Origin of the sequence: Galliscardovia ingluviei, from assembly GCF_014635685.1 — a bacterium.
Classification (GTDB): Bacteria; Actinomycetota; Actinomycetes; order Actinomycetales; family Bifidobacteriaceae; genus Galliscardovia; species Galliscardovia ingluviei.
Genome location: NZ_BMDH01000001.1, coordinates 593,290 through 619,037, shown reverse-complemented (window position 1 = coordinate 619,037; position 25,748 = coordinate 593,290). Strand labels below are relative to the sequence as shown.

The window sequence follows — 25,748 nt, the reverse complement described above, 5'->3', positions numbered from 1 at the left end:
ACAAATAAGAGTGCAACATTTACCACAAAGTTGCACTCGAAGCGTTATCAGTTATTCCCTAAAACTATTTGTTACTGGCAAACGTCTATCTCTACCGAATGCCAATGCAGTTACCTTCGGGCCCAATGGATATTGCCTACGCTTCCATTCTGCACTATCAACAAGGCGCATTACGGTATCAACAACACGTTCATCGAATCCGTCAGCCAGTAAATCAGCTCTGCCGTGCGCATGTTCAATATATGCTGCTAACACACGATCGAGCATTGCATACTCTGGCAACGAATCAGAATCTTTCTGTCCAGGACGCAATTCAGCGCTTGGTGCTTTCTCAATAGAACTCACTGGTATCACAATGCCGTCACTCGGAAGGTCGCTAACGATTCCCTCATCACTTCCCGCAATAGGCAACGCCCCTAAACGTAAGCCTTCAGCAGCAGCTGCATTACGCCACATAGCAAGCTGCCAAACACGAGTTTTTAAGATATCTTTTATTGGCGCATACCCTCCCACAGCATCGCCATAGATTGTTGAGTATCCACAGGCTAACTCCGACTTATTACCAGTAGCAAGTGCCAATAGACCATCACTATTAGACTTAGCCATCACTAACACGCCACGAATACGAGCCTGCAAGTTTTCTGCAGCAATTCCCTGTACATGTATTTGGTCTTGGAATGCATTAAACAGAGGCTCAATCGGCTGCATATCTAGGGTTGCCCCTAAGCGCTGCGCAAGCTCAGCAGCGTCATCTTTAGACCCATCCGAAGAATACTGACTTGGCATAGCAATGCCATGAACATTGGCACCGCCACAGGCATCAGCAGCCATCGTTGCTACTAAAGCAGAATCAATACCACCTGAAAGACCAAGTGTTACACCAGTAAACTTATTTTTGCGCATATAATCACGCAATCCCAATACACAAGCACTATATGTTTCTTGATCTGGATCAATTTCGGAAGCAATAGTAGTTGCCTGCTGATGAAGCTTTGTGTTGTCAATGTCTACATAAGTGATGCATTCCACGAAAGACGGCGCTTTAGCAATCACACTTCCTGTTGTATCAACTGCAAAACTTGCGCCATCAAAAACTAGATCATCTTGACCACCAACTTGATTGACATACAACACCGGCGCATGAACTTCCTGCGCACGCTGCACAGCAAGGGCCTTACGTGCAGAAGACTTACCTTCTTCAAATGGCGAGCCGTTTATTGTCAGGAGAACATCAATATCTCCCGCCAGATGTGCCACAGGACCGCCATCTTGCCAAATGTCCTCACAAATAGCAAACCCAATACGCACACCTTGAACACTAATAATGCAGGTTTTCTCTCCAGAACTAAAAATACGGTATTCATCAAACACACCATAATTTGGAAGGAAATGCTTATCGTAACCAGCAATTACACGTCCTTCATGAAGCACCACAAGGCGGTTGCGAGGCTTGTCATTACTATGGTCAGTACCAACTGTGCCGACAACTACATAAAGCTGCCCCAATCCCTCGTGCGCTAATTGGGTAGCTAATACATTTGCAGCCTCATACGCAGCATGTCTAAATGTTGCACGTAACGCTAAATCTTCAATTGGATACCCGGTAAGGGTCATTTCTGGAAATGCCACAACTTGGGCGCCATGCTCATAAGCTTGCCTTGTGTAGGCAAGTACTGACTGCTGGTTTCTTGTAATATCGCCAACCCACGTATCGATTTGGCACATTGCAATTTGAACTTGACTCATGCCACTAGTGTACCGCTGCTTGAACCATATACCTGCATAAATAGCAATATTGTCACAAGTGAGTATGTAACGCGTCATAACTCAAACCGATAACGCGCACGGTGTGCCGTCTATCAATACCATTTACATTTATGGACGATACTCGTGAACTTTGGGGAAAACTACAAGGAGCAAGATGAACAAGAAACTTATCTCTCTTACTGCTGCAGCAGTTGCCGTATTTAGTGTTCTTGGCCTAGCCGGTTGCGGATCTTCTACTAGCGCCAGTGACAGCAAAACCATTGTTGTTGCAGCTACCCCTACCCCTCATGCTGAGATTTTGAATGATGTTGTCAAGCAAGAATTGAAAAAAGATGGCTATACATTAGAAGTCAAAGAACTTACCGATTATGTGCAGCCAAATACCTTGACTGAAGAGGGCGAAGTTGACGCAAACTATTTCCAGCATAAGCCATATTTAGATGATTTCAATAAGGAGCATGGCACACATATCGCCAGTGTTGCAGCTGTTCATTTCGAGCCATTTGGTCTGTATCCTGGAAAAACAAAGGACTTGAAGTCTCTTGCTGATGGTGCTGTGGTTGCAGTACCAAATGATGCGACCAACGAAGCACGCGCACTCTTGCTGTTACAGGATGCTGGCTTAATTAAGCTTAAAGATCCAAAGAATATCGCATCCACGACGAAGGATATTACTGACAATCCTAAGCATCTTGAGTTCAAAGAGCTTGAGGCTGCTGTAGTGCCAACAGTGTTGCAAGATGTTGATATTGCAGCACTCAACGGCAACTACGCACTACAAGCAAAGTTCGATCCGTCCAAGGACGCTCTGTTTAGCGAGAAATCAGATGGCATTGCCGCCAAAACATATGCCAATATCGTGGCAGTAAAAGAAGGCAATGAGAACAGCGAAAAAACAAAAGCATTGGTTAAAGCAATTACCTCTGATGCCGTACGCGACTACATTACAAAAACATACTCTGGTGCGGTGGTTGCTGTATTCTAGCACAAGCTGAACAGTAAATCCGCACTGTAAGTACCGTATGTAACATACTTGTCAGTATCGTTACATACGGTTTTTGCAGTTGAGGCTTTAGAACTCGCATTTGGACTCGTATAAAGGAGAGACGCAGTGATTGAATTGCGCAACGTAGGCAAACGGTATGGAAACGGTCCTGCGTCACACGAAGCACTCCGCAATATCAATATTAGTATCCACGATGGTGAAGTATTTGGCGTTCTCGGTTCCTCAGGAGCCGGTAAGTCTACACTTGTACGTTGTATTAATCTCCTTGAACGCCCTACCAGCGGTCAAGTGCTTATTAACGGCGTGGATGTAACCAATACACATGGTAAAGAACTGGCACAATTGCGTTCCCATATTGGTATGATTTTCCAAAACTTTAGCCTTTTTCAACAGCGCACTGCTATCGAAAATGTGCAATTCCCTCTTGAAGTTGCTCATATGCCACGAAAAGAACGCGTGCAGCGAGCCGAACATCTGCTGGAATTAGTAGGACTACAAGGTCTAGAACAGCGCTACCCTGCTCAACTATCTGGCGGACAACAGCAACGTGTAGCAATTGCTCGCGCTTTGGCAACCGACCCTACAATTATGCTGTGCGATGAGGCAACCAGCGCACTCGATTCAACAAGTACAGCGCAAGTGCTTGATTTATTGCAGCATATTAACCGCACTACCGGTGTAACCATGGTTGTTATCACCCATTCATTGCAGGTTGCTCGTGCACTATGCGATCGTGTTGCCGTTATTGATGGCGGCAGCATTGTAGAACAAGGCCCAACGGAGGCATTATTTGCTCATCCAACAAGCGAAACACTGCGCACGCTTTTAGACCACGAACATATGCGCAAAGACTACACTGCTACACCATCAGCTAAAGCCTCAGAATCTACAAAACAGTCAGCAAACAATTTGGGAGAAACGCGATGATCCAAGTTATTACAGCATTTTGGAATGATTATGGTACGTTGCTGATTGATGGTACCGTAGATACGCTTATTATGACGAGTATTTCTACGCTTTTGGCATATGTTATTGGTCTGCCAATCGGCGTTATTTTTTGTTTAACTCAAGCACAAGGTCTGCATCCAAACAAACCAGTCAATGCTATAACTGGATGGATTGTCAATATCGGCCGTTCTATTCCATTTATTATTTTGCTGGTAGCAATTATCCCATTTACACGTCTTATTGCCGGCACTTCACTTGGTATCCCAGGTGCTGTTGTACCCCTTGTAGTAAGCGCTGCGCCATTTGTTGGACGTATTGTTGAACAGTCTATTACCGAAGTTGATGCTGGTTTAATCGAGGCAGCGCAAAGCTTTGGTGCTAGTACTTGGCGTATTATTACTCGCGTTATGCTCCCTGAAAGCCTGCCATCGCTGATTCGCGGTGCAGGTATCACGTTTATCAATCTTTTCGGATATTCTGCAATGGCTGGCACCGTTGGCGCTGGCGGTCTGGGCGATATTGCTATTCGTTATGGCTATCAACGATACGAATATGATGTTATGCTTGTTGCTGTAGTACTGTGTGTAATTCTTGTCCAAATTATTCAAAGTATTACTGATAGTTTGGCAGCACACGTAGATCACAAACATCGTTAAATAAAGCTGATTGGAGCAAGATGACAACCGCAATTATGCACACCAGTGAAGGTGATATTACACTTAATCTTTTTGACGATAAAGCACCAGAGACTGTTGCGAACTTTGTTGGCTTAGCACAAGGCACAAAAACATGGATCGATCCTATTACTGGCGAGTCTGGAGAAGGCAAGTTCTATAATGGGCTGACTTTCCACCGCATCATTAAGGACTTTATGATTCAAGGTGGCTGCCCACTTGGAACTGGCACTGGTGGCCCTGGTTATACCTTCGATGATGAAATTGATCCATCATTGCATTTTGATCGCCCATTCCTACTTGCTATGGCTAATGCTGGTGTTCGCCCGGGTATGGATGGACGCATGCATGGTACCAATGGTTCACAATTCTTCATTACAACTGTGCCAACACCATGGCTTGATGGTCATCACACCATTTTTGGTGAAGTAACAGATCCAGAAAGTCAAGCTGTTGTCTCTAAGATTGAGTCGGTGGCCACTGGTGCTGCTGATCGACCAGTCGATCCAGTATTGATTGAAACTATCGATATTATTGACTAGTTACGTGTAATTGTAGCGATAATCTATTTTGAGGTCGGGAAACCGACCTCAATTATTAAGTAAAACATCCCACTACCCCCTACAAAGGATTGACATGCTGCATTTTGAATCTGATTACACGATGAGCGCCCATCCTGCGATATTACAAGCTCTGCAGGCATCTTCGCAAGAACATTATGCAGGCTATGGTTTAGATACAGTAAGTCAGGAAGCACAAGACCGTATTCGTGCAGCTACGCTCAATCCTGATGCCGATATTCATTTTGTTGCTGGCGGTACACAAGCCAATAAAATAGTGATTGCTTCCCTCCTTAGAGCTTTTGAAGGTGTAGTTGCCACTGATAGCGCTCATATCGCTACTCATGAAGCAGGGGCTATAGAGTCAAGCAGTCATAAAGTTCTAACAACACCGCAAGTTAATGGGAAACTCACTAGTGAAGCATTACAACAAGTCCTTGACTCGTGGGAAAACGATGACAATCGTGATCATATGGTTCGCCCTGGCATGGTGTATATTTCACACCCAACTGAGTTTGGTACCCTGTATTCACGTAGTGAACTTGCAACTTTACATAGTATTTGCTTAAAGCACCATATTCCTTTATTCGTTGACGGAGCGAGGCTTGGATATGGGCTTGCTGCAAAGTCAACAGATGTGACACTACCTGATCTTGCACAGTATGCCGATGTATTTACTATCGGTGGCACAAAAATGGGAGCACTATTTGGAGAAGCCATCGTACTTCGACATCGTGATATGATTGCCAGTTTCTTTTCACAAATTAAATTGCACGGTGCTCTGCTTGCAAAAGGGTGGTTATTAGGATTACAATTCAACACGTTGTTTAATGATAACCTTTATTGGAATATAGGTGAATACGCAGACCACCTCGCTATGCAAATCCACGATACTGCAGCATCCAAAGGCTACTCATTTATGGTGGACTCACCGACAAATCAGCAATTTTTTACCGTTGATCACCAAACAATAGAACGACTTTCCCAGTATATGCCTGTTGCAGTTTGGCAACAGCGGGAGAATCAATTCGATATTCGCATCGCAACCAGTTGGTCAACAACCCAGGATGACGTCGATCAACTCTTAACATTGCTGTAGTTTGCATAATCGTTTATGAGAGCGTCCAAGGCCTGACCACATTCCTGTCAGCACCCATTGCATATATAACCGTTGCAAGACGCTCTCGAACTCGCGCATCACGATCAGCACTCCAACATACACCATCTGGCGCTTGCGGTGCTAACGAACACCACTTATTTTTGCCGCCTTGTTCATTAGCACTACCAACCCAGTCGATATATTGCACGCGCCAAGAGGATTGATTGCCTTGCTTACCAGCAAATGTAATGCGCGCAGTCATACCCTGATTATTGGTAATGCGCTCTGCAGGCGCTGATTCGGTTACAGCATTTCCGGTACCGTAAATAATCCATGTGCCATTGTGCTGTTCAATTGGCTGAACACTATGGCTACCAGCACCGTAGATAAGGTTAAACACACCAGTCTGTGCTAATTCATGAGCTGTCTCAACCTGCCAACTATCCGCGTAATCAATATATTCTTGAACAGAATGCATGGCAAATACAACGACATCTGCACCCTGTTGACGTGCTATCTTAGCTTGTTGAACAATACGTGCTATATCAGCATTGTGGTTAGGATCCTCCGAACCACGAATACGGTCAACCATCCAGTCCTCATCCGCAATATTACCGTTTAGTGATACCGTTCCAGTTACTACGCCTATTGTTGGACCGTGATTTGCACTGTGCAGTATCATTGGCTGAATCTGATCTTGACTTGTATAAGATCCTACCTGCTCTAATCCATGATTTGATAGCTCTTGACGAAGTAGAGCAATACCGCTACTACCCTGATCCCAAGAATGATTTGTTGCGTGTGTACAACCCTGATACCCAACATGTGCTGCAGCATCAACAACCTCTGGTGGAATAGCAAATATAGGATAACCAGTGTAAGGACCTCCGCGAGGAGCAATAGGTGTTTCAAATTCACAGACAGCAATATCAGAGGCATCGATATATGGTTTTAATGACGCAAAGAGTTCAGTAAAATCAAACGCCGAACCATCTGTTGCCGATGGATTAACAGCGTACTGATTCCATAATCCGGGATGAAACAATAGGTCGCCATTCACCATCAATGATACGCAATCACGATCAGCACAATCTGTTGCAGTACCAGTATGACGAGTAAGAGCTTGTGGAACTGCCGTTTTCTGTGCAGTATCAAACCTGTGTTGGACTGATGTTTGTTGTTCAGCAGCCCGTATAGCAGTATTGTTCCAAGGCGATGTCAATAGCATGCGCATTGGAGCAAAAGCTGGCACCCAAAGTATGGCAAGCATAGCCAATATAACAAGAAGCAAGGCACTGACGATAATTATACCGTTTCGATATCGTTTACTTGACGATGGACGAATATGCTCACCGTGTACTGCCATGCCTTGCTCCCTCTTTGATCCAGCGCACTAGTCACACTAGTCGAGTTCCACTGCTCCAGTTACCAGCTGGTAATATTCTCCGTGAATACTCATTAATTCGCTATGTGTGCCTCGCACAATAATGCGACCATGGTCAAGTACCATAATAACATCAGCATTGCGAATTGCAGAAAGACGATGTGCAATAACAAACACTGTTCGCCCTTCCATAAGTGCATCCATACCCGCCTGCACTACTGGCTCAGTTCGTGTATCAATAGAACTTGTTGCCTCATCCAGAATAAGGCAAGGAGGATCGGCTACTGCTGCTCGAGCAAATATTCATGCATACCCATAGCATCTATACGACCATTATCCATCACAATAATTATGTCGGCAGCCTGCACCGAAGCTAGTCGCTGAGCAATAATAATGGTCGTAGTACCTGGAGCGTACTGTCGCAATGCAGTACGAATACGCAAATCTGTTGTGGTGTCAACAGCGCTAAGCCGAATCTCACAATTGTCGGCACACTCTTACCGTTAATACCTTGGTCAATAAGTGCCGCCATAATAGTCGGAATAATAATTTCCAGCAGTGATTCAACAAGCACAAATGCTGGCGCTAGGATACTTGGTTTCTTATATTCTCTGAGAGAAGCCAACAAGGTTGCAAGAATATGATCCGGAGCTTTCGGGTCATACTGCACATGTTCAAGTGATTGTTCACGTGTTTTCACTCACTCATCTCAATCTTTCGTAACCAGTCAAGTGTACTCAAAAAATGCCAAGTCTCTGTAAGCGAAAACCATTGCACATGGTAACAATCTTTGAAATATCTATCTGCGCCCTGTTTGCTCATTTTTCTAGCCGGGTCGTCGCATATCCATATACTTAAACAGTTCAGGAGTGACAGTAATTCTGAAAAAGATAGGAATAGCATGACAACACTAAGTAAGAAACAAGTTAAACAACTCCGCACTATGGCTCACCAAATCAATCCTTTGATGATTGTTGGACGAAACGGCATTACTGATGCAGCAATTGCGCAAGCAAGCGAAACTCTCGATCACCATGAGCTTGTGAAATTTACCGTACTCGACGGCTCTCCAATGGATGCCAAAGACTGCGCTGAAGCATTCGCAGGACAACTTGGCGCTCAAGTTGTGCAAGTTATTGGTAATAGATTCGTGCTCTATCGCCGCACCCGTTTACGTCATATTGATCCAATTCGATTAGTGCGAGAATAAAAAAGCCCTCGTTTCCGAGGGCTATGGAAGGAGGGAGTTACCCCATCGTCATTCCTGCTTGTTCAATGCACTTACAGCACGCTGCAGAACAACGAAGACAAGAATCATCAAACCAACAACAATGGTTACTGCTTCTGCTGGAACACCGAAGTCAGTAGTCAGTGGCTCTAGTGTAGAACGCACTAGAGCGCCAAGTACAGATCCGAGTACATAACCAAAGCCACCGGTGATGATAGTGCCACCAATAACAACAGAGGCAATAGCGTCAAGCTCCCAACCAACACCAACTGTATTCTTTGCAGAACCGATATTTGCAGTGTACACAATTGATGCAATTGAAGCCAAAACAGCGCTTGTCAAATAAATAATATACTGAGTTCGCTTTGCAGGTAGACCCATCAATTCAGCTGAAGAACGTGAACCGCCAATGGCGTAAATTGTTCGACCTGTGCGGGTCTTATGCAACATAAAGTATCCAAAAATAACTACTGCTAACGCGATTAACACACCAGCATTAAAGTTCAAATCATTAGAAATCTTTGGATTATCGATAATAATCAGACCACGACCACCAATCCAAGAGAAACCATTATCTTTTGGCATAGTCAATGAGTCGGTAGAGATAATAGAAGCAATACCGCGAGCCAAGAACTGCGTAGCTAATGTTGCAATAAACGGCTGCATATTAAATTCTTCGATAAGCACACCGGCAAGTAATCCAAATGCTGCACCGATAAGAATCATAGTGAGCATAACCAACCAGGGGTTAAGTCCCACAGCAAGCATCTTCATGCCTACAATTGCTGTAATCGCGACGATAGCACCAACAGACAAATCAATGCCGCCTGTCAGAATCGGGAAAGTCATAGCAACTGCCAAAATAATCAGATACGCATGATCATTGAAGAGATTAGAAACAAAACCAAGCTTGAAATAATTTCCAAACAGGGCTTGACCCATAATAAGCATTACGATAAAGATAACAACAGCTGCAAGAGTTGGAATCATCTGCGCATTGATGGATAATCCCTTACGGCGCGAGGTGTTCTTGCGAACTGACTTGGTAGATGAGGAGACACTCATGCTGCCACCGCCTTCCTAGAATTCTCTACTGCACGACGACGTTTCAATTCAGCGCTCAAGTTATGAATCTTCGGAGCCTGCATAACGCAGATCAAAATAACTACAACAGCGAAGAATGCAGGGGTTGCAGCGGAATCAATACCTAAGGTAATAATAGTCTTTCTGATCATGGCAATAATAACTGCGCCAAGGGCACTTCCTGAAAGCGAGAACTTGCCGCCAAGCAGTGATGTTCCACCAATAACTACAGCTAAAATTGCGTACATTTCCATATCTTGACCAGTTTTTACCACGTCAACGCGCATAACTGATGCTGTTGCAAAAAGACCAGCAATTGCAGCGAGTACACCTGAAATGGCATATACGAGGAACAGAATATTGCGTGGCTTAATGCCCGTCATACGGCTTGCTTCTTGGTTAATACCTACAGACTCAATCATCATGCCCATTGCGGTTTTGCGGGCTACAAGACCAACCAAAATCACGATAATCAGCGCAATAACGAAGTTTGCAGGAATACCCAGGATAAAACCATTCGCAATCCAACGCAATGGAGCGCCACCGGCTATCTGAGAGGCGTCAGTATTCTGACCCGATGTAATAACTTTTGCGACGCCACGACCTGCAAGCATCATAATCAATGTGGTAATAAATGGCTGTAAACCAAGTAAGGAAATCAACGCACCATTGATGCATCCTACTACCAAACCAATCAGCAGGGATAGAAGAATAGCCACCCAAACATTAGTACCACTAACCAGCAATTGCATAGATGCTGCACCAGCTACTGCCATCACTGAACCTACAGATAAATCAATACCAGCAGTAGAGATAACCAGTGTCATGCCAGTTGCAATCATCAGATAGCGTGCCGATTCTTGCAGCACTGTAATAAGAGGACCTGCAAGGCCACCGGTATTTGTATTCCATTCCAAGCGAAGGAATCCATGATCGAAAATTGTACAAATAATAACAAGTACAATGAGCGCAACAACAGACCAAGTCAAATTATTGCTTAACAAACGCTTAACTACACTGTTTGAAGACTGTGCTTTACGTTCGGAAGCCATTATGCCTCCTTCCCAGAACGAGCAATTGTATCTACAATTGTCTCTTGTGAAACTGTTTCATCATTAACAATGTCGGCAATCTTCTTGTGATCCTTGAGCACCGTGATATTGTCAGAAAGACGAACCACTTCTTCGAGTTCAGAAGAAATAAAGACCACACCCATACCTTGCTGAGCTAAATCAAGAACTGCCTGCTGAATTTCGGCTTTTGCACCAATATCAATACCACGTGTTGGCTCATCAAGAATAAGCAGCTCCGGGTTGGTTGCAAGCCAACGTGCTAGCAAAACTTTCTGCTGATTACCACCAGATAAATTCTTAATAAGCTTATCTGGATCTGCAGGTCGTACATTCAATTCCTTCATGTATTTATCTACAATGGCATCAGCTTCTTTTTTCGCAATTGGACGGAACATACCACGAGTTGCCTGCAGTGCAATTAAAATATTCTGACGCACTGTCAGATCGCCAATGATACCTTCATCGCGTCGATTCTCGGTAGAATACGCGATGCGATTCTTCAACGCAGTATGAGGATCATTGATAGCAATTTTCTTACCATTAAGCTCATATTCGCCAGTTTCAGGCTTATCTGCACCAAAGAGTAATCGACCTAGCTCAGTACGACCTGAACCCAACAAACCTGCAAAGCCGACAACCTCTCCGGCGTAGATTTGCTCGTCAGTTGGCTGAATCTTGCCCTTGTGTCCAAGACCTTTAACCTGAACAATTGGCTTCTCGCCTTCTTTTGATACTCGGCGAGATTTTTTGGCTCCAATTTGACTGAGCTCTTCTGCGGACTTACCAATCATCATGCCGATGAGTTCTGCACGAGGTGTTTCTTTAGTCATTACTTCTTTAATAAACTGACCATTGCGCAAAATAGTCAGACGATCAGTAATTTCATAAATCTGATCTAAGAAGTGAGAAACAAAAAGTATTGCTACCCCGCTATCACGTACTTTACGCATAATAGCGAAAAGTTCCTGCACTTCGTTTGCATCAAGCGATGAAGTCGGCTCATCGAGAATTAATACCTTTGCATCAATAACCATAGCGCGAGCAATAGCAACAAGCTGTTGCATAGCAATAGAGATAGATGACAAAGGAGCACGCGGATCAAGATCTGAAAGTCCCATGCTGCTTAAATGCTTCTGAGCTTCCTTGTGTGTTTTTCTCCAATCAATGCCGAATGGTCCACGTATTTCGTGACCCAGCATAACATTCTCACCGATGGATAAATTAGTGCACAAATTGACTTCCTGATACACCGTTGCCACACCTGCTTGTTGTGCATCAGCTGTTCCAGAAAATGTAACTGGCTTACCCGCTACTGTGATCGAGCCAGCATTAATTTTGTAAACACCGGTAAGCGCCTTGATCATGGTGGACTTACCCGCACCATTTTCGCCCATAAGTGCATGGACTTCACCTGGGAAGAGCCTTAAATCAACTCCGTCAAGGGCTTTTACACCCGGAAATTCAATGGTGATACCTTTCATCACCACGATCGGTTCGGTTGCAGTCATATTTCGCCTCGTGTGTAGACATGTGTCAATCATAAAATCCGTATCGTCATAGATAAGGCGGCATGGTCCACGACCACACCGCCTCATCTATGGCCGTCAATCTTATAACAGGTGTTCTGCCATAAGAAGGAGCGGATTAGTAAGCGCGAGTACCAGCATCGAGAGCTTCCTTAGCAGATTCTGCTGTGAAAGTCTTAGACTCGATCTCATAGTTGGACTCAATCTTCTTACCGTCAAGGTAATCCTTTACTGCAGTTGCAGTAGTCTCACCAAAGATTGGGTTGTACTCAATAACGAAGGAGAGATCGCCATCTACCAAAGCCTGCAAAGCTGCCTTGGTTCCGTCAATAGTAATAATCTTGACGTTACCCTTCATACCTGCAGCATCAACAGCCTGAGCTGCACCCAAGCCCATCTCATCATTCTGAGCAAAAACAAATTGTGGGTTATCGCCACGGTACTTATCAAGCAGACCAGCGGTAACAGTCTTAGCTTCATCAGTTGACCAGTTTGCACTCTGAGATTCGAGAACCTTGATATTGCTGTTAATTGCCTTATCCCAACCAGTCTGGCGATCCTTAACTACAGAAAGACCAGCAGGACCTTCCAAAATGAAGCCGTTTGCACCATCTTTGAAGTTATCGTTGACGAACTTAGCTGCCTGTTCGCCTGCCCATTCGTTGGAAGGACCGATATGAGATACGATTGGACTTTCATCCTTAGAAAGCTTGGTATCTACGTTACGATCAACCGTAAATACTGGAATCTCAGCTTCCTTAGCGAGTTTCAAAGACTCATCCCAACCAGAATCTTCTGTTGAAGATAGAACAATAGCATCTACTTCGTCATTGACAAACTTATTAAATGCCTGAATCTGCTTTTGCTGATCATTATTCTGAGTTGGGGAATAAATCAGTTCAATGCCAGCCTTCTTGAAGGCATCCTGAATGTCTTTCTCGTTTGCTGTGCGGAAGCCGCCTTCAGGACCTACTGCAACGAAACCAACCTTGTAGCTTCCATCCTTAGAACCTGACTTTGCTTCACTTGAAGAGTCTGATCCCGATCCACATGCTGCTAGGCTTACCAGAGCAGATGCTGCAACGAATGCTGCCAAACCAGTCTTCAACATATTCTTTCTCATGTAACTCCTCCTTGAGTTTCTCCTTCGAGAGCCATCCGACAGGTAACTCGTCGTTGCTGCCGTTATTTGTAGTGTACTGAATAAGTGAGCGCTAACACAATATCACAGCATAACAGTTTGATAACAAAGCATGCACCAGATCTTTAATCTACCCTGCACAAATAGATAGTGTTTGACTGTCCAACTGTCGCCATGCTCCCTGTAACGAGGATGATATATAGCGAACAACACCGTTATTACTTAAAGAAACCAAGCTCTGCGCATTATTAAGTTGTACTCCAACAAGTTGTCTTGTATTCATTGGAATACTTATATTTGTACATGGTCCTGTTGCCTGTGCGATACACCCAAGACTACCTTGAGCAATCACAATAGTAGTATCGTTGAAAAAAGCAATATCTTGAATATCAGCGTCTCTTAGCAATGTAACAGTATATTGCGAGACATCTTGGACGCCACCCTGCTCATCACGAACAATTCCAGCAATTAACACTACATAATCTCCTTGTGGGCGCTGAACTAAAACTGCAATACGTGAACCCTCCGGAGAGACACAAAGAGATATAAGTGTACCGAAATTACTCCATGCAGGATGAAGTATTTGCAGCACCCCTTGCTGATTATCATGTTCCTCTGCAGGATCGTTATGCTTTTGAGTAAATACGGCTATTGTATTATCCTGTGTGATTGCCCAAATCTCATTACGGATTCCAGCAAACAAGCCTCGTAGCGATAACGAACTCCACTGTGCCTCACAATCAATAACTTGTGCATTGGCGTTAAGGCAAGTCGGCATTGCATTAGCGCCAATAACCATGCCACCTTGTGAATTAAAAACTAATCGAAATGGTTGAGAAGATAAACTTTCATTTGTCAGATCTTGTAGCTGTGGTGGCGTTAAGCCTACACGCAGTAAATTAGATGAAGAATTACGTACAGTTACCAAAGCTTCATGCGTCAATGAATATAAATGCGATGTCTGCCCTATAACTTTCATCTGCAAGGCATTATCATCATTTGATAAATCCGCTCCAGAATCATCAATAACGCGTATAGGACCTTTGTTATTGCCATCGTTGAGTGTAAGCCGAAGCTGATGCACTAATAGCGCTCGATTTTGTTTACTTAAAGAAGCCACAGCATTCGTGAGTTTTACTTGTGCAGTAGTGCCAGCAACAGTAACAGAATCTAAATCAAGTTGCACATTATTATTAAAACCATCTCGATATACTGAGGATCGCAAAAACTCAACTGGTCCACGCAATAATTCTTGTACTGCAGCGGTTCTCCATCCGTTCCAACTGAACCATCGAGTATCAGGAATCATTGTTGTTAATGAGGAATCTGGCATGTACAGCTGCACTTCTCGATACGATTGAGCAAAATCAGAGTCTGAGATAAGTACACCATTAGACAACATGTTGATTCGCCACTGACCATGCTCAAATTGACATTGAAACTCTTCAATCCCAGATGTTGTTGTATCATTGGCTCGGTATACCCCATGATTATCAACTCGACCTACTTGCTCATACGTTACTCGAACACGGACCCCCTTGATATTTTGACTAAACTGGTTTGCCTGAACATCAATCCTCGGTTCTCCAGAGTACACTGTTACTGCTGAATCAGGTTTCCAAGTTGTTGCGGTACGCGGTGTTAAATATTGTCGAGCTGTCGAAAAACCATCACTCTGTGGGCCAGCAGGTAGAGATGCAAGGAATCCACGAATAATCTCTTCAGGCTTTGCAGAGTCCTGTGGACCCTTAGGGTCAATAAAAACTCGACTTGATCCTTTTGACTGTGTTGAGAGCTGTTCGACAGGACCAGAAGTTGCAAGACCCAATGTCGGAGCACAACCGGTAAGCATAGGTAGCAACATACCAAGGATACAAATACTATATACAGCACGACGTCTATTCAAAATCCTCACCCAATTTCACCAGAGTAAACCCAACATGATCAGTAGAGAAACGTATCGGTGCATACTCATATGAAGCATTAATATGTGCAGTTTTATCACTTAATATATGCTGATCTAGCTGTTCATTCCCCAATTCATCGGATTGGTCATGCGTATTATTTGTTTTTGGAAAAGTTACAATAAAACATGTGCCTTCATCAAGCACAGAATGCACATCAATACTTCCATGATGTATTTGCGCATCAAGTTGAGCAATGGATAAACCTAACCCCGTACCCCCAGTTAATCGTGAACGGGATACATCAGCACGCCAAAAACGTTCAAAAATATGAGACACATCATCACTACTCATTCCTGATCCGTGATCACATACTGCGAATGCCCATGCAAAATCATTATCGGCAACTGCTACTTCTATGGGTTTCCCATTCGCAAAATCAATAGCGTTGCCTAATAAGTTTCTTGCGATTCTTGTAATACGAGGACCATCTGCATATATCATGAGCTCATGTTCAGGAATTATCTTACGTACCTCAATTTTCTTAATATCAGCAAGTGGTTTAATGTCATTAATCGCTTGCTCTATAGCCGAACGCACATCCAGACAACTCACTTCAAGATGCGTTGAACCTGCATCATAACGACTAATTTCCAATAGATCTGCAAGCATTGATTGAAAACGTTGTGTTTGCTCATCAAGTAATTCAATCGTACGTTCTGTAGGAGTATCAAAGGACTGTTTGTGTGACATTAGCAAGTCAGAAGCCATACGAATTGTTGTTACCGGAGTTCGTAGTTCGTGGCTTACGTCAGAGACAAAACGTTGTTGCATTGCACTGAGTGCTTCTAATTCATCAAAAGTACGTTCGAGAGAAGAAGCCATATCATTAAACGACACCTGTAATACACCAATTTCATCCATACGATTATGTTCGACTCGTGTCTCTAATGCTCCTTGCGCAAGTTGTGATGCTGCTGTAGCAACATGAGAAATTGGAGTAATCATAGAAGAAATAAGCTGCCAAGCTAAAATCGCCATAGCACATGTCATAATCAAGCATGCTACAAGTAGTGCCCGCTGAATAGTAACAACCGATCTTTGCTGAGCATCAAATGAATAGATACTGAATAGATGCAATCTAATACCGTTGGGCATGGTAATAACACTTGCTAGTACAGCACCAGGATTATTCCCTTCACGAGCAGCATTAACAGGTTGAAATAAAATACATTCTTGCAAACAAGTACCCAATGTATCATCGAGTTGGGAACTGATAGTACGAACATAAGAGGGATCTGTAGAAACTGGAGCAAGCGACCCGTAAGTACTTTCTTCTTCAATATGAACAGCAAGCAAATTCTCTGCGCTAGAATTTTGTAAGGTCGATGCAAGAGAAGTAATAAGCCTCTGCGATGCAGAATTATTAGTAACCGTAGCGGATGCTAGTATAGATTGTGCGTCGCGAACCGCCCCTATAAAATCAGATTGTACTTGTGTTTTAGCCTGTTCTTGCAATGTTGACCGCACCGAAATCAATGAAACCGAAGCAAAGCCAAAGGCAACTAATAAACTAAGAGCAAGAATGGTTACAATTGCCCGAGCACGCAAAGAATGCTCTACGTGATATTGCATTCGATTCAGAGGACTAATTACTCGAGCCATTATTCTGCTAATGCTTTGCATAGCATGACAATTGCGATTAAATTCGCTACTCACTCGCAATTTCAAATCGATACCCCAAGCCGCGCACGGTAACAATATACTGTGGATGTTCTGGATCAAGTTCAAGTTTATGACGCAGCCGTTGTATATGAACGTTTACTAATCTTGCATCCCCATTAGATGGATAACCCCATACTCGTTCAAGCAACTCCCCACGTGTTAAAACTTCCCCACGGAACATAATTAAAGTAGTTAATAAGTCAAATTCTACAGGCGTCAAATATAAATCAACACCGCGTCTCGTAACAATATGAGCATTACGATCAACAGTAATATCACCTGCAGTAAGTACTGCTGGCATGGAATCTATATCCGTTGACGTTGGAACAGCGTTTTGCGTATCATTGGTGTTTTGTGGAATACTACGTAATCTAGCTTGAATACGTGCAACTAATTCTGCAACCTGAAATGGTTTCGCAACGTAATCATCAGCACCAGCTTGAAGTCCAGTAACAATATCTTGAGTATCTGACTTTGCAGTTAGCATAATAATAGGCACATTAGTGCTGATATTCTGCCGTATACGTTGAGCAACTGCTATACCGCTCATTCCCGGCAACATAACATCAAGTAGAATAATATCTGGCTGCACAACTTGCAAAGTTTGCAATGCTTGAATACCATCAGTACAAATTTGAGTACGAAAACCCTGAGATTGTAATACGATAGAAAGCATTTCCCCCAATGCCTGATCATCGTCGACAATCATAATGTATCGCCGTACATCCGATTTTGATTCGGATGCCGTATTCTGCGTGTTGTTCCGCGACGAACCCACTGCCATACTCACTTTCTATAAAATATTATGTTCCTCCTGCATTGGTATTTTAGCACCTTACAACTTCTTCGTATCGTCACGATGCAGAATATCACGAATATGTTCTAGGCGCTCTCCTACTTCCCGCTCATAACCACGGTTATTGGGATGGTAATACTCGTGTCCCACAAGTTCATCAGGCATATATTGCTGGCTAGCTACAGCACCTGGCGCATCATGCGCGTACTGGTATCCTTCATGATTCCCCCACTCTTTCATCAATCGTGTTGGGGCATTACGTAGATGTAATGGCACTTGTCCGATATTACCAGCATCGACATCTGCAAGTGCAGCATCCATAGCAAGATAACTCGCATTTGATTTAGGTGCTGTAGCAACAGCGATCACTGCTTCTGCCAGAATAATTCTTGCTTCCGGCATGCCAATCATTGCAACGGCTTGAGCTGCTGCAACTGTTGTTTGTAGTATTTGCGGCGCTGCCATACCAACTTCCTCAGCCGCCGCAATCATTACACGCCTGGCAATAAACCGGGGATCTTCTCCCGCTCTCAGCATACGCGCCAAATAGTGTAATGCTGCATCAGGATCAGAACCGCGCATCGATTTGATAAAAGCACTAATTACATCATAATGATTGTCACCTGCTTTATCATATCGGACCGCAACAGTATCAGAAACTTGTGCTACAACCTGCTCAGTAATGTGTGGCTGAGTCGCACTTTGGTGCTGCTCATGTATTTGTATGGTTGTGCCAAATGCTGCTTCCAATATCGTAAGTGCTTTTCGTGCGTCTCCTGCAGCAAGGCGAATAATATGATCACGTGCATTATCATCGAGCTGTGCTTGCTGGTTCAATCCTCGTTTACTAGTTAATGCACGGTCAAGAAGTTCTCTAATATCATCGTTACTTAAGGATTCGAGCTTAACAGTAACTGATCGTGACAGAAGTGGAGCAATTACTGAAAAACTTGGATTTTCTGTAGTTGCAGCGATAAAAGTTACATCTCTATTTTCTACACTGGGCAGTAAGGCATCCTGTTGCGACTTAGAAAAGCGATGCACTTCGTCAATAAACAGCACCGTTTCCTGACCATTCGTTACTAATCGCTGCCGAGCACGCTCAAGCACTGCACGCACTTCTTTAACCCCTGAAGTTACTGCAGATAATTCTTCGAATACTCTGCCAGATTGTTTGGCAACAATATATGCCAAAGTTGTTTTACCTACACCCGGAGGTCCGAATAAAATTACTGAACTCGGAGCTGCTAACGTATTTTGCCCTACTGGAGATGCTAAACGTCTCAGTGGAGAGCCCTCAACTAAGACATGCTGTTGCCCGACAACTTCATCAAGTGTTGTTGGTCGCATACGCACTGCTAATGGGCGCGTTGTTTCTTCAGGTACTGACGCTGTAGAAAAAAGATCCATATTCATAGCATACTCTTATGCGAACATATGTTCTATAGAACCGACTCGATATTTACTGAATATCACCGTGGCATTATTTTGCGTAGCATCGAGATCAACGATACCCATAATGCTGAAATCATGATCTCCTTCTGCATCATCAATAATTTGGCGTACTTTCCAGATATGTTTGTTTTGTTCTTCACTGGTGTCAATCTCACAAAGTTGAGGATTTCGCGCATGGGAATCAATTCGCGCATACTCATGTGCTTCATAGAACTCGTCAAGCGCATCTTGCCAATCGCGCAAACCCATGCCCCACTGACTATCCAAGGCACTTAATGCTTGTGCATTGTCTTGATCAATCAGCTCAATTCTAGCGAACATGGCATTGCGTACTAGTACGGTAAGTCCTCGCCTATCAGCAACCACTTGACCTGATGGTGTTGGTGCTGCGGCATTGAGCGCTTCAACATTGACACGTTCACCTGCATGAGCCCACGCGTCCACTAAACTCGAATCAACGCCTCTTACAATAAGCTCAAGCCAATGAATAATATCAGACAGCTGCTCATCTTTCGCTTCTTCAGGCACCGTTTTATCTAAAACTCGCCACGCATCAGTTAGATAGCGCAATAGCGTACCCTCGCTACGAGCAATGCCAAGGCGCGCAATGTATCCGGTAAAATCAGAAGCCGTTTCCACCATGTCTCGTAACACAGATTTTGGTGAAATATAATAATCATTCGCCCACGGCACATCACGACGGTACTGCGCAAATGCTGCACTCAGTAAGTCGTTAAGCGGTTTAGGATAGGTAATATCCTGCAAGCGCTCTAAACGTTCGTCATAGTCTATGCCGTCATCTTTCATCTCTTGCATAGCTTTATCTTTTACTTTGCGCTCTTGAACGCGCAAAATTTGCCTTGGATCTTCTAATGTTGCTTCTACCATAGAAATAACACCAAGCGCATAGGTATCACTATCAACGTCAAGTAACTCAAGAGCAGCAATGAGGAATGGGCTTAACGGCTGATTCAACGCGAAATCATCAGGTAAATCAATAGTAGTGCGCCAATATTCTTTACCATCATGCTGCTCTACTTCGATAACATGGGTATTGAGTAAGGTATCAAAAATTTCTTGTGCACGTTGGTGTAATTTGAGCTGTTGCTTTTCACTGACACCACTATCATCAATAAGCTGATCAACATGCTGACGCGCATTACCGCCCTGCTGCACTATATTTAGCACCATAGCATGAGTAATTTGCATATGTGGGGTTAAGCTTTCAGGCTCTTTATCAATTAACTTTTGGAAAGTATCTTCATTCCAGCCAACAAAACCTGCTGGCGCTGATTTGCGCTTAACTTTTTTAAGTTTCTTTGGATCGTTACCAGCTTTGGCTAGCGCTTTTGCATTTTCAATTTCATATTCAGGAGCAAGTGCGATAACTACTCCTTCAGTATCGAATCCACTACGCCCAGCACGACCAACTATCTGGTGGAATTCACGTGCTTTAAGCCTACGCATAGTATAGCCATCAAATTTGGTAAGTTGCGTAAGAATGACGGTATGAATGGGTACATTAATACCAACTCCCAATGTATCAGTACCACAAATTACAGGCAGTAGTCCTCGTTGCGCTAATTGCTCGACGAGCAACCGATATCGTGGCAGCATGCCGGCATGGTGTACGCCAATGCCGTTACGCAACAAACGTTGCAAAATTTTTCCAAAGCCAGTACTAAACCGTACTCCAGAAAGTTCGTGAGCTATTTCTTGGCGTTGTTCTTTTGTCGTCAATCCCGCATTTACTAGCATTTGTGCGGTTTCTAACGCAGCATCTTGCGCAAAATGCACCACATAAACTGGGCTATCTCCAAGGGAAACTGCTTGACTTACTGCATCTACTAAAGGAGTTACTTGATATTCGTATGTTAATGGAATAGGACGCTTTGCATGATCGACAAGACTTACTGCTCGTTCACTATGATGTCTCAATGTTTGTTCAATACCGCTCACATCACCAAGTGTGGCACTCATAAGCAAAAATTGTGTTTGCGGCAACGTGAGCAATGGCACCAGCCAGGCCCATCCTCGGTCTGGGTCACCATAAAAATGAAACTCATCCATAGCAACGCAGCCAACATCTAAATGCTTGCCTTCACGTAATGCAGCATTAGCCAGAATTTCTTCAGTGCAGCATACCACTGGCGCGTCCGGATTGATGCTGGTATCGCCGGTAATCATACCAACATTATCACGACCCAAAATATCTATGAGTTCAAAAAACTTTTCGGAAACTAGTGCTTTAATTGGCGCTGTATACCATGAAATTCTTCCAGTACACAACGCTGCAGCATGCAGGGCCAAAGCTACCAACGATTTACCTGAACCTGTAGGCGTTGATAAAATAACATGATCACCTGCAAGCACATCCATAATGGCTTCTTCTTGATGTTCCCACAGTGTGATTCCTCTGTCTGTGGTCCACCTCGTAAAGCCTTCGTATATTTCATCCTCACTCGCTACACCACTTTTCCATGGAAGATAATCGAGCAGTGTTTGTGGCTCGGATGCGCTTTCAACGAGCTCTTGAGTTTGCTGTGCAGTATTTGATTCAGACATGCTTGCTTCTACTTGTGTTACCGTTGATACCTCTTTAATATAGCACAACGGCGCCAGAGTAATTCTGACGCCGTAATTGTTAAGCAGTAAGGCTTGTGCTACAGGTCTTAGAGAATAGCCTGTACAACAAAGTCAATAATGAACAATGCTGCAACAACCCAAATAACTGGGCTTACTTCCTTTGCCTTACGCTGGCATACCTTAACCACGCAGTACATGATGAAACCACCAGCAATGCCGTAGCTAATGGAGTAGGACAATGCCATGAATACTGCTGCAAAGAATGCCGGGATTGCAATAGCAATATCATTCCAATCAATCTCGCGCAGGCTTGATGCCATCATGCAGCCCACAATTACCAATACACCTGCGGTTGCAGCGCTTGGTACAGCGGAAACCAGTGGAGCAAGCAAAATAGAAAGCGCGAAGCAGATAGAAACCACAACCGAAGTCAAACCAGTTCGACCACCGACACCGATACCAGCAGCGGACTCTACATAAGTCGTTGTATTGGAGGTACCGAAGATAGCGCCAATAGAGGTTGCAATGGAGTCTGCAAAGAGCGCACGATCCATCTTTGAGCTAAAGCCATGACCAGCTTCGAGAGCTTGCTCATCTGCCTCAGAGAAGATACCAGTACGACGACCAGTACCGATAAAAGTACCGATAGTGTCAAAGGTATCGGACATAGAGAATGCGAAGATGGTAAGCAATACCAACGGCAAGCGTGCAGCATCACCAAAGAGTGCTGGGAAACCGTCTGCTGTGAAAATTACGCCAAAGGTCTGTGGCAATTGTGCAAATGCCTCGCCGATACCAACCGAGGAACCCATGGTTGTTACTCCAAATGGGATACCAATGATGGTTGCGCCGATAATTGAAAGCAACATGCCAGCCTTGAGCTTGAGCACTGCAAAAATAATGGCAAGGAATAATCCAAAGAGGAATACCCACAATGCTGGCTGATTAAAGGTTGCAAGACCTGGTGTTGCGGCTACTGGCAAACCCTTTCCTGCGGCTTCTACATCCTTTGGTGTAAAGGTGATTAAACCAGCATTAAGCATACCTACATAGGCAACGAATAGACCGATACCACCGCCGATTGCATGCTGCAACATTGGCGGAATGGACTGGATAATAAGTTTACGAATTTTGGTTACGGTAATAAGAATGTTGATTAAACCGCACAAGAACACCATGCATAGTGTTTCTTGCCAGGTGAAACCTAAACCTTTTACCACAGTGAAAGTAAAGAATGCGTTCAGACCCATACCTGCGGCCTGAGCATAAGGGACATTAGCAAACAGACCCATTACTAATGTGCCAGCGATTGCGGCAATAATGGTTGCTAGGAACACGCCACCCCATGGCATACCGGTTTGAGAAAGAATTCCAGGGTTGACGATAATGATATAGGACATCGCGAAGAATGTGGTTAAGCCTGCAAAGACTTCAGTCGAGATTGTAGTTCCATTCTCCTTGAGCTTGAACATTCGTTCCATGTGTTCTTATTCCTCTTCTTTGGTGTATTGGAACAAGATGGAGCTTAACAGCAGCACTACCCCTAAATTTGCACATTTTGGTTACATTTGAGACAAAAAACGTTGCTTAATAAAGAAGTGAACTACATCAAACATTTTAACAAGATTTTTTGCATAAAAGTAACTTTTAAGAACATGAATTGTTGTATTCTGTTTGAAAATTTTCACAAAAGACACGCGCGAATAGCAACTATACTCAAGCAGTTACCATCCGACTGTTAAACGGACATCCTCGATTATGCCGTCCGGTATGCAATACAAATACTCGCAATACCAAAACCCAAACGATATACGCGAACATCTTCAAAGCCATGAGTAAGCAGCTGCTCAGTAATATACGCTGCCCCCGGCCAATCCTTAATTGACTGCAATAAATATTGGTATGGTTTACTATTTTGACGAAATATTGCAGCCACACATAGTACCATGCACGAACTCACTTGATGCACTATCGCGCGCCAAAGTCGATGATGTGGATTATCAAATTCCAAACACATGAACACACCACCCGGTTTGACAACACGAGCACATTCAGCAAATACTTGCTCGCGCGAATCCATATTACGCAAGCCGAAACATATTGTTACCGCATCTACACTTGTATCATGTAAAGGAAGATGGTGCGCGTCACAATGCGTAAAACAGATACGTTGACTCACCTGCATTGGTAATGCACTCTTACGCTGCTCTCCAATACGTAGCATGCCATAAGACACATCCCCAGCAAAAACCTCTGCTCCCCTACGTGCTAACACGATACTCGATGTTCCAGTACCACAAGCAATATCAGCAATATAAGCACGATCTATTGGAGCGCCAGTAGCAGCTAATGCATGTGATAGTTTATCTATTGCTCGTTTACGCCATAGTCTATCGAACCCAAAGCTTGCCAGCGTATTGATGGCATCATAATGCTTAGCAATAGCGGAGAATAACGATTCCATAGCGCCAGCGGTACGATTACGTACATGATGCAATTGCTGATATTGTTCACCTTGTTCAGCTTGCTCATGTACTCGTCGCATTCTCGCTCCATTCAAATAACATCTCTGTAAAAAAGTACCCGCCAAGTGACGGGTACTTACTGTAGTCCAAGCAGTTGATAGCAGAATACTCAACTGTAGTTAATCGACTTTCGGATCACCTACTGGAGGATTCATCGTTGTGTCATCAATTTGTTTGTCGTCTTGGCTACGCACCGGTTTTTGACTCAACATACGAATCACATTTCGATTATGTGGGTCACGTGGATGCCATTCATCGTAGCCCTGCTCATAGCGTGTGCGGCGCCAATGCTGAATAGAAGCATTGCTACCACGATGATGAACATGATACTGACGTGGAACACCACCAAATGGACGATTCTCCACCTCACGCGCCACAGCAATCTGATTGATATTCGAAGCGTCACCTGCTGCAATAGGAGCAACAGCATCGGTATCTATTGGAGCCGCAGTACGCTTTGCCAAATACGATGGCAACCACTCAGCGAGACGAGAAAGCAACCAACAAGCAAAGAAGTACACAATAGCGGCAACAACAAGTGTTTGCAGAATATTGAAGTACATCGATCCCAAGCGTCGAGATTCTTGCAATAGATCCGTATACATAATAATCGAACCTAATGCGGTATCCTTCAGCACCACTACAAGCTGCGTTACAGCAGCAGGAAGCATAGCGGTAATTGCTTGTGGAACCTCAATATAGATCAACGATTGAGTACGTGTCAATCCTAATGCCATCGAAGCTTCATGCTGGCCATTTGGCAAATTACCAACACCAGAACGTACTAATTCAGCAACAACGGACCCGTTATACAACACCAAACCAACAACAACAGCCCAATATGATGCTGATTCGATACCAACGAACGCAAACCATCGCCAGAAGAAAATCATCATCAACAGCACTGGAACCGCGCGGCAGAACTCAACAATAGCGCCAGCAACAAGTCGAATAATGATATTCGGAAGCAATCGACCGATACCAAAAATCAGTCCGAAAATAACTGAACCAATAACTGCAACAGTAGTAGCTTTTAGCGTCATCCATAAGCCTGGAAGATAAAAATCAGTCCACGCCTCAGATTCAAGCGCTGGTTTCCACAATTGCCAATCTAACTGATTCTCACCATCAGGAGGGTTATGCAGTCGCATTAACACAGCAATAACTACCAGAGCCACCAACACCAAAGCAATCAGATTTAAAGTGTTGATAAGACGCTTACCGCGAGGACCCGGCTGATCAAATAAAATTGATTGTGAACTAGCCAT

General features: G+C 43.9%; 20 protein-coding genes and 2 pseudogenes. 6 read left to right on the top strand and 16 right to left on the bottom strand.

The annotated features are described in order from the left end of the window. Positions 1 to 51: 51 nt before the first annotated feature. The gene (locus IEU85_RS02565) at positions 52 to 1,746 is read right to left on the bottom strand and encodes an NAD+ synthase (protein WP_188354654.1); all 1,695 of its coding nucleotides are present in this window, start codon (positions 1,744 to 1,746) and stop codon (positions 52 to 54) included. A gap of 175 nt (positions 1,747 to 1,921) precedes the next feature. Here IEU85_RS02565 and IEU85_RS02560 point away from each other — a divergent pair, with 175 nt between their 5' ends. From IEU85_RS02560 to IEU85_RS02540, 5 genes are all read left to right on the top strand, one after another. Further along, positions 1,922 to 2,752 (top strand): MetQ/NlpA family ABC transporter substrate-binding protein, encoded by an 831-nt coding sequence (locus tag IEU85_RS02560; protein WP_188354653.1) that lies wholly within the window; start codon positions 1,922 to 1,924, stop codon positions 2,750 to 2,752. A gap of 126 nt (positions 2,753 to 2,878) precedes the next feature. Continuing rightward, positions 2,879 to 3,700 (top strand): methionine ABC transporter ATP-binding protein, encoded by an 822-nt coding sequence (locus IEU85_RS02555; protein ID WP_188354652.1) that lies wholly within the window; start codon positions 2,879 to 2,881, stop codon positions 3,698 to 3,700. Continuing rightward, positions 3,697 to 4,377, top strand: coding sequence for a methionine ABC transporter permease (locus IEU85_RS02550; RefSeq protein ID WP_188354651.1), 681 nt, complete (start codon positions 3,697 to 3,699; stop codon positions 4,375 to 4,377). Before IEU85_RS02555 ends, IEU85_RS02550 begins: the two co-directional genes overlap by 4 nt. A gap of 20 nt (positions 4,378 to 4,397) precedes the next feature. Continuing rightward, positions 4,398 to 4,937: a peptidylprolyl isomerase gene (locus IEU85_RS02545; protein ID WP_188354650.1), complete on the top strand. Its 540-nt coding sequence runs from the start codon at positions 4,398 to 4,400 to the stop codon at positions 4,935 to 4,937. Between the two features lie 94 nt (positions 4,938 to 5,031). Beyond that, entirely contained in the window at positions 5,032 to 6,054 is a 1,023-nt protein-coding gene (locus tag IEU85_RS02540) for a threonine aldolase family protein (protein ID WP_188354649.1), read from the top strand. Positions 6,055 to 6,067: 13 nt separating this feature from the next. On the opposite strand, the gene IEU85_RS02535 is transcribed toward IEU85_RS02540, so the two are convergent. From IEU85_RS02535 to IEU85_RS02525, 3 genes and pseudogenes are all read right to left on the bottom strand, one after another. Beyond that, the gene (locus IEU85_RS02535; RefSeq protein ID WP_229714694.1) at positions 6,068 to 7,420 is read right to left on the bottom strand and encodes a CapA family protein; all 1,353 of its coding nucleotides are present in this window, start codon (positions 7,418 to 7,420) and stop codon (positions 6,068 to 6,070) included. 36 nt (positions 7,421 to 7,456) lie between these two features. Next, positions 7,457 to 7,735 (bottom strand): annotated as a pseudogene (locus IEU85_RS02530) (P-loop NTPase family protein); the annotation flags it as partial. A gap of 160 nt (positions 7,736 to 7,895) precedes the next feature. Continuing rightward, positions 7,896 to 8,138, bottom strand: a pseudogene (locus tag IEU85_RS02525) (ABC transporter ATP-binding protein); the annotation flags it as partial. Between the two features lie 201 nt (positions 8,139 to 8,339). On the opposite strand from IEU85_RS02525, the gene IEU85_RS02520 reads away from it, so the two are divergent. Further along, positions 8,340 to 8,648, top strand: a complete 309-nt coding sequence (locus IEU85_RS02520; RefSeq protein WP_188354647.1) for a YhbY family RNA-binding protein — start codon at positions 8,340 to 8,342, stop codon at positions 8,646 to 8,648. Positions 8,649 to 8,696: 48 nt separating this feature from the next. On the opposite strand, the gene fruG is transcribed toward IEU85_RS02520, so the two are convergent. The 12 genes from fruG to IEU85_RS02460 all read right to left on the bottom strand — a co-directional run bounded on the left by fruG (position 8,697) and on the right by IEU85_RS02460 (position 25,748). Further along, positions 8,697 to 9,656, bottom strand: a complete 960-nt coding sequence (gene fruG / locus IEU85_RS02515) for a fructose ABC transporter permease FruG (RefSeq protein ID WP_371866623.1) — start codon at positions 9,654 to 9,656, stop codon at positions 8,697 to 8,699. A 71-nt stretch (positions 9,657 to 9,727) separates the two neighbouring features. Beyond that, entirely contained in the window at positions 9,728 to 10,801 is a 1,074-nt protein-coding gene (gene fruF / locus IEU85_RS02510; RefSeq protein WP_188354645.1) for a fructose ABC transporter permease FruF, read from the bottom strand. After that, positions 10,801 to 12,330 carry a fructose ABC transporter ATP-binding protein FruK gene (fruK, locus tag IEU85_RS02505; protein ID WP_188354644.1) on the bottom strand — a complete coding sequence of 510 codons (1,530 nt, stop codon included), beginning with the start codon at positions 12,328 to 12,330 and terminating at the stop codon, positions 10,801 to 10,803. The genes fruF and fruK overlap by 1 nt, the downstream gene beginning before the upstream one ends. 136 nt (positions 12,331 to 12,466) lie before the next feature. After that, positions 12,467 to 13,471: a fructose ABC transporter substrate-binding protein FruE gene (fruE, locus tag IEU85_RS02500; RefSeq protein ID WP_229714693.1), complete on the bottom strand. Its 1,005-nt coding sequence runs from the start codon at positions 13,469 to 13,471 to the stop codon at positions 12,467 to 12,469. A 148-nt stretch (positions 13,472 to 13,619) separates the two neighbouring features. Then, positions 13,620 to 15,395: an LpqB family beta-propeller domain-containing protein gene (locus IEU85_RS02495; protein WP_188354643.1), complete on the bottom strand. Its 1,776-nt coding sequence runs from the start codon at positions 15,393 to 15,395 to the stop codon at positions 13,620 to 13,622. After that, positions 15,388 to 17,058 carry an MtrAB system histidine kinase MtrB gene (mtrB, locus tag IEU85_RS02490; RefSeq protein ID WP_188354642.1) on the bottom strand — a complete coding sequence of 557 codons (1,671 nt, stop codon included), beginning with the start codon at positions 17,056 to 17,058 and terminating at the stop codon, positions 15,388 to 15,390. Before mtrB ends, IEU85_RS02495 begins: the two co-directional genes overlap by 8 nt. Before the next feature lie 46 nt (positions 17,059 to 17,104). Then, positions 17,105 to 17,902, bottom strand: a complete 798-nt coding sequence (gene mtrA / locus IEU85_RS02485; RefSeq protein ID WP_188354641.1) for an MtrAB system response regulator MtrA — start codon at positions 17,900 to 17,902, stop codon at positions 17,105 to 17,107. Between the two features lie 51 nt (positions 17,903 to 17,953). Next, a complete protein-coding gene (locus IEU85_RS02480; RefSeq protein WP_188354640.1) occupies positions 17,954 to 19,330 on the bottom strand; it encodes a replication-associated recombination protein A in 1,377 nt (458 codons plus the stop codon). Between the two features lie 9 nt (positions 19,331 to 19,339). After that, positions 19,340 to 21,934 (bottom strand): DEAD/DEAH box helicase, encoded by a 2,595-nt coding sequence (locus IEU85_RS02475; RefSeq protein WP_188354639.1) that lies wholly within the window; start codon positions 21,932 to 21,934, stop codon positions 19,340 to 19,342. Positions 21,935 to 22,041: 107 nt separating this feature from the next. Next, entirely contained in the window at positions 22,042 to 23,436 is a 1,395-nt protein-coding gene (locus IEU85_RS02470; RefSeq protein WP_188354638.1) for an NCS2 family permease, read from the bottom strand. 275 nt (positions 23,437 to 23,711) lie between these two features. Next, positions 23,712 to 24,500 (bottom strand): ubiquinone/menaquinone biosynthesis methyltransferase, encoded by a 789-nt coding sequence (locus IEU85_RS02465; protein WP_188354637.1) that lies wholly within the window; start codon positions 24,498 to 24,500, stop codon positions 23,712 to 23,714. A 99-nt stretch (positions 24,501 to 24,599) separates the two neighbouring features. Further along, entirely contained in the window at positions 24,600 to 25,748 is a 1,149-nt protein-coding gene (locus IEU85_RS02460; protein ID WP_188354636.1) for an amino acid ABC transporter permease, read from the bottom strand.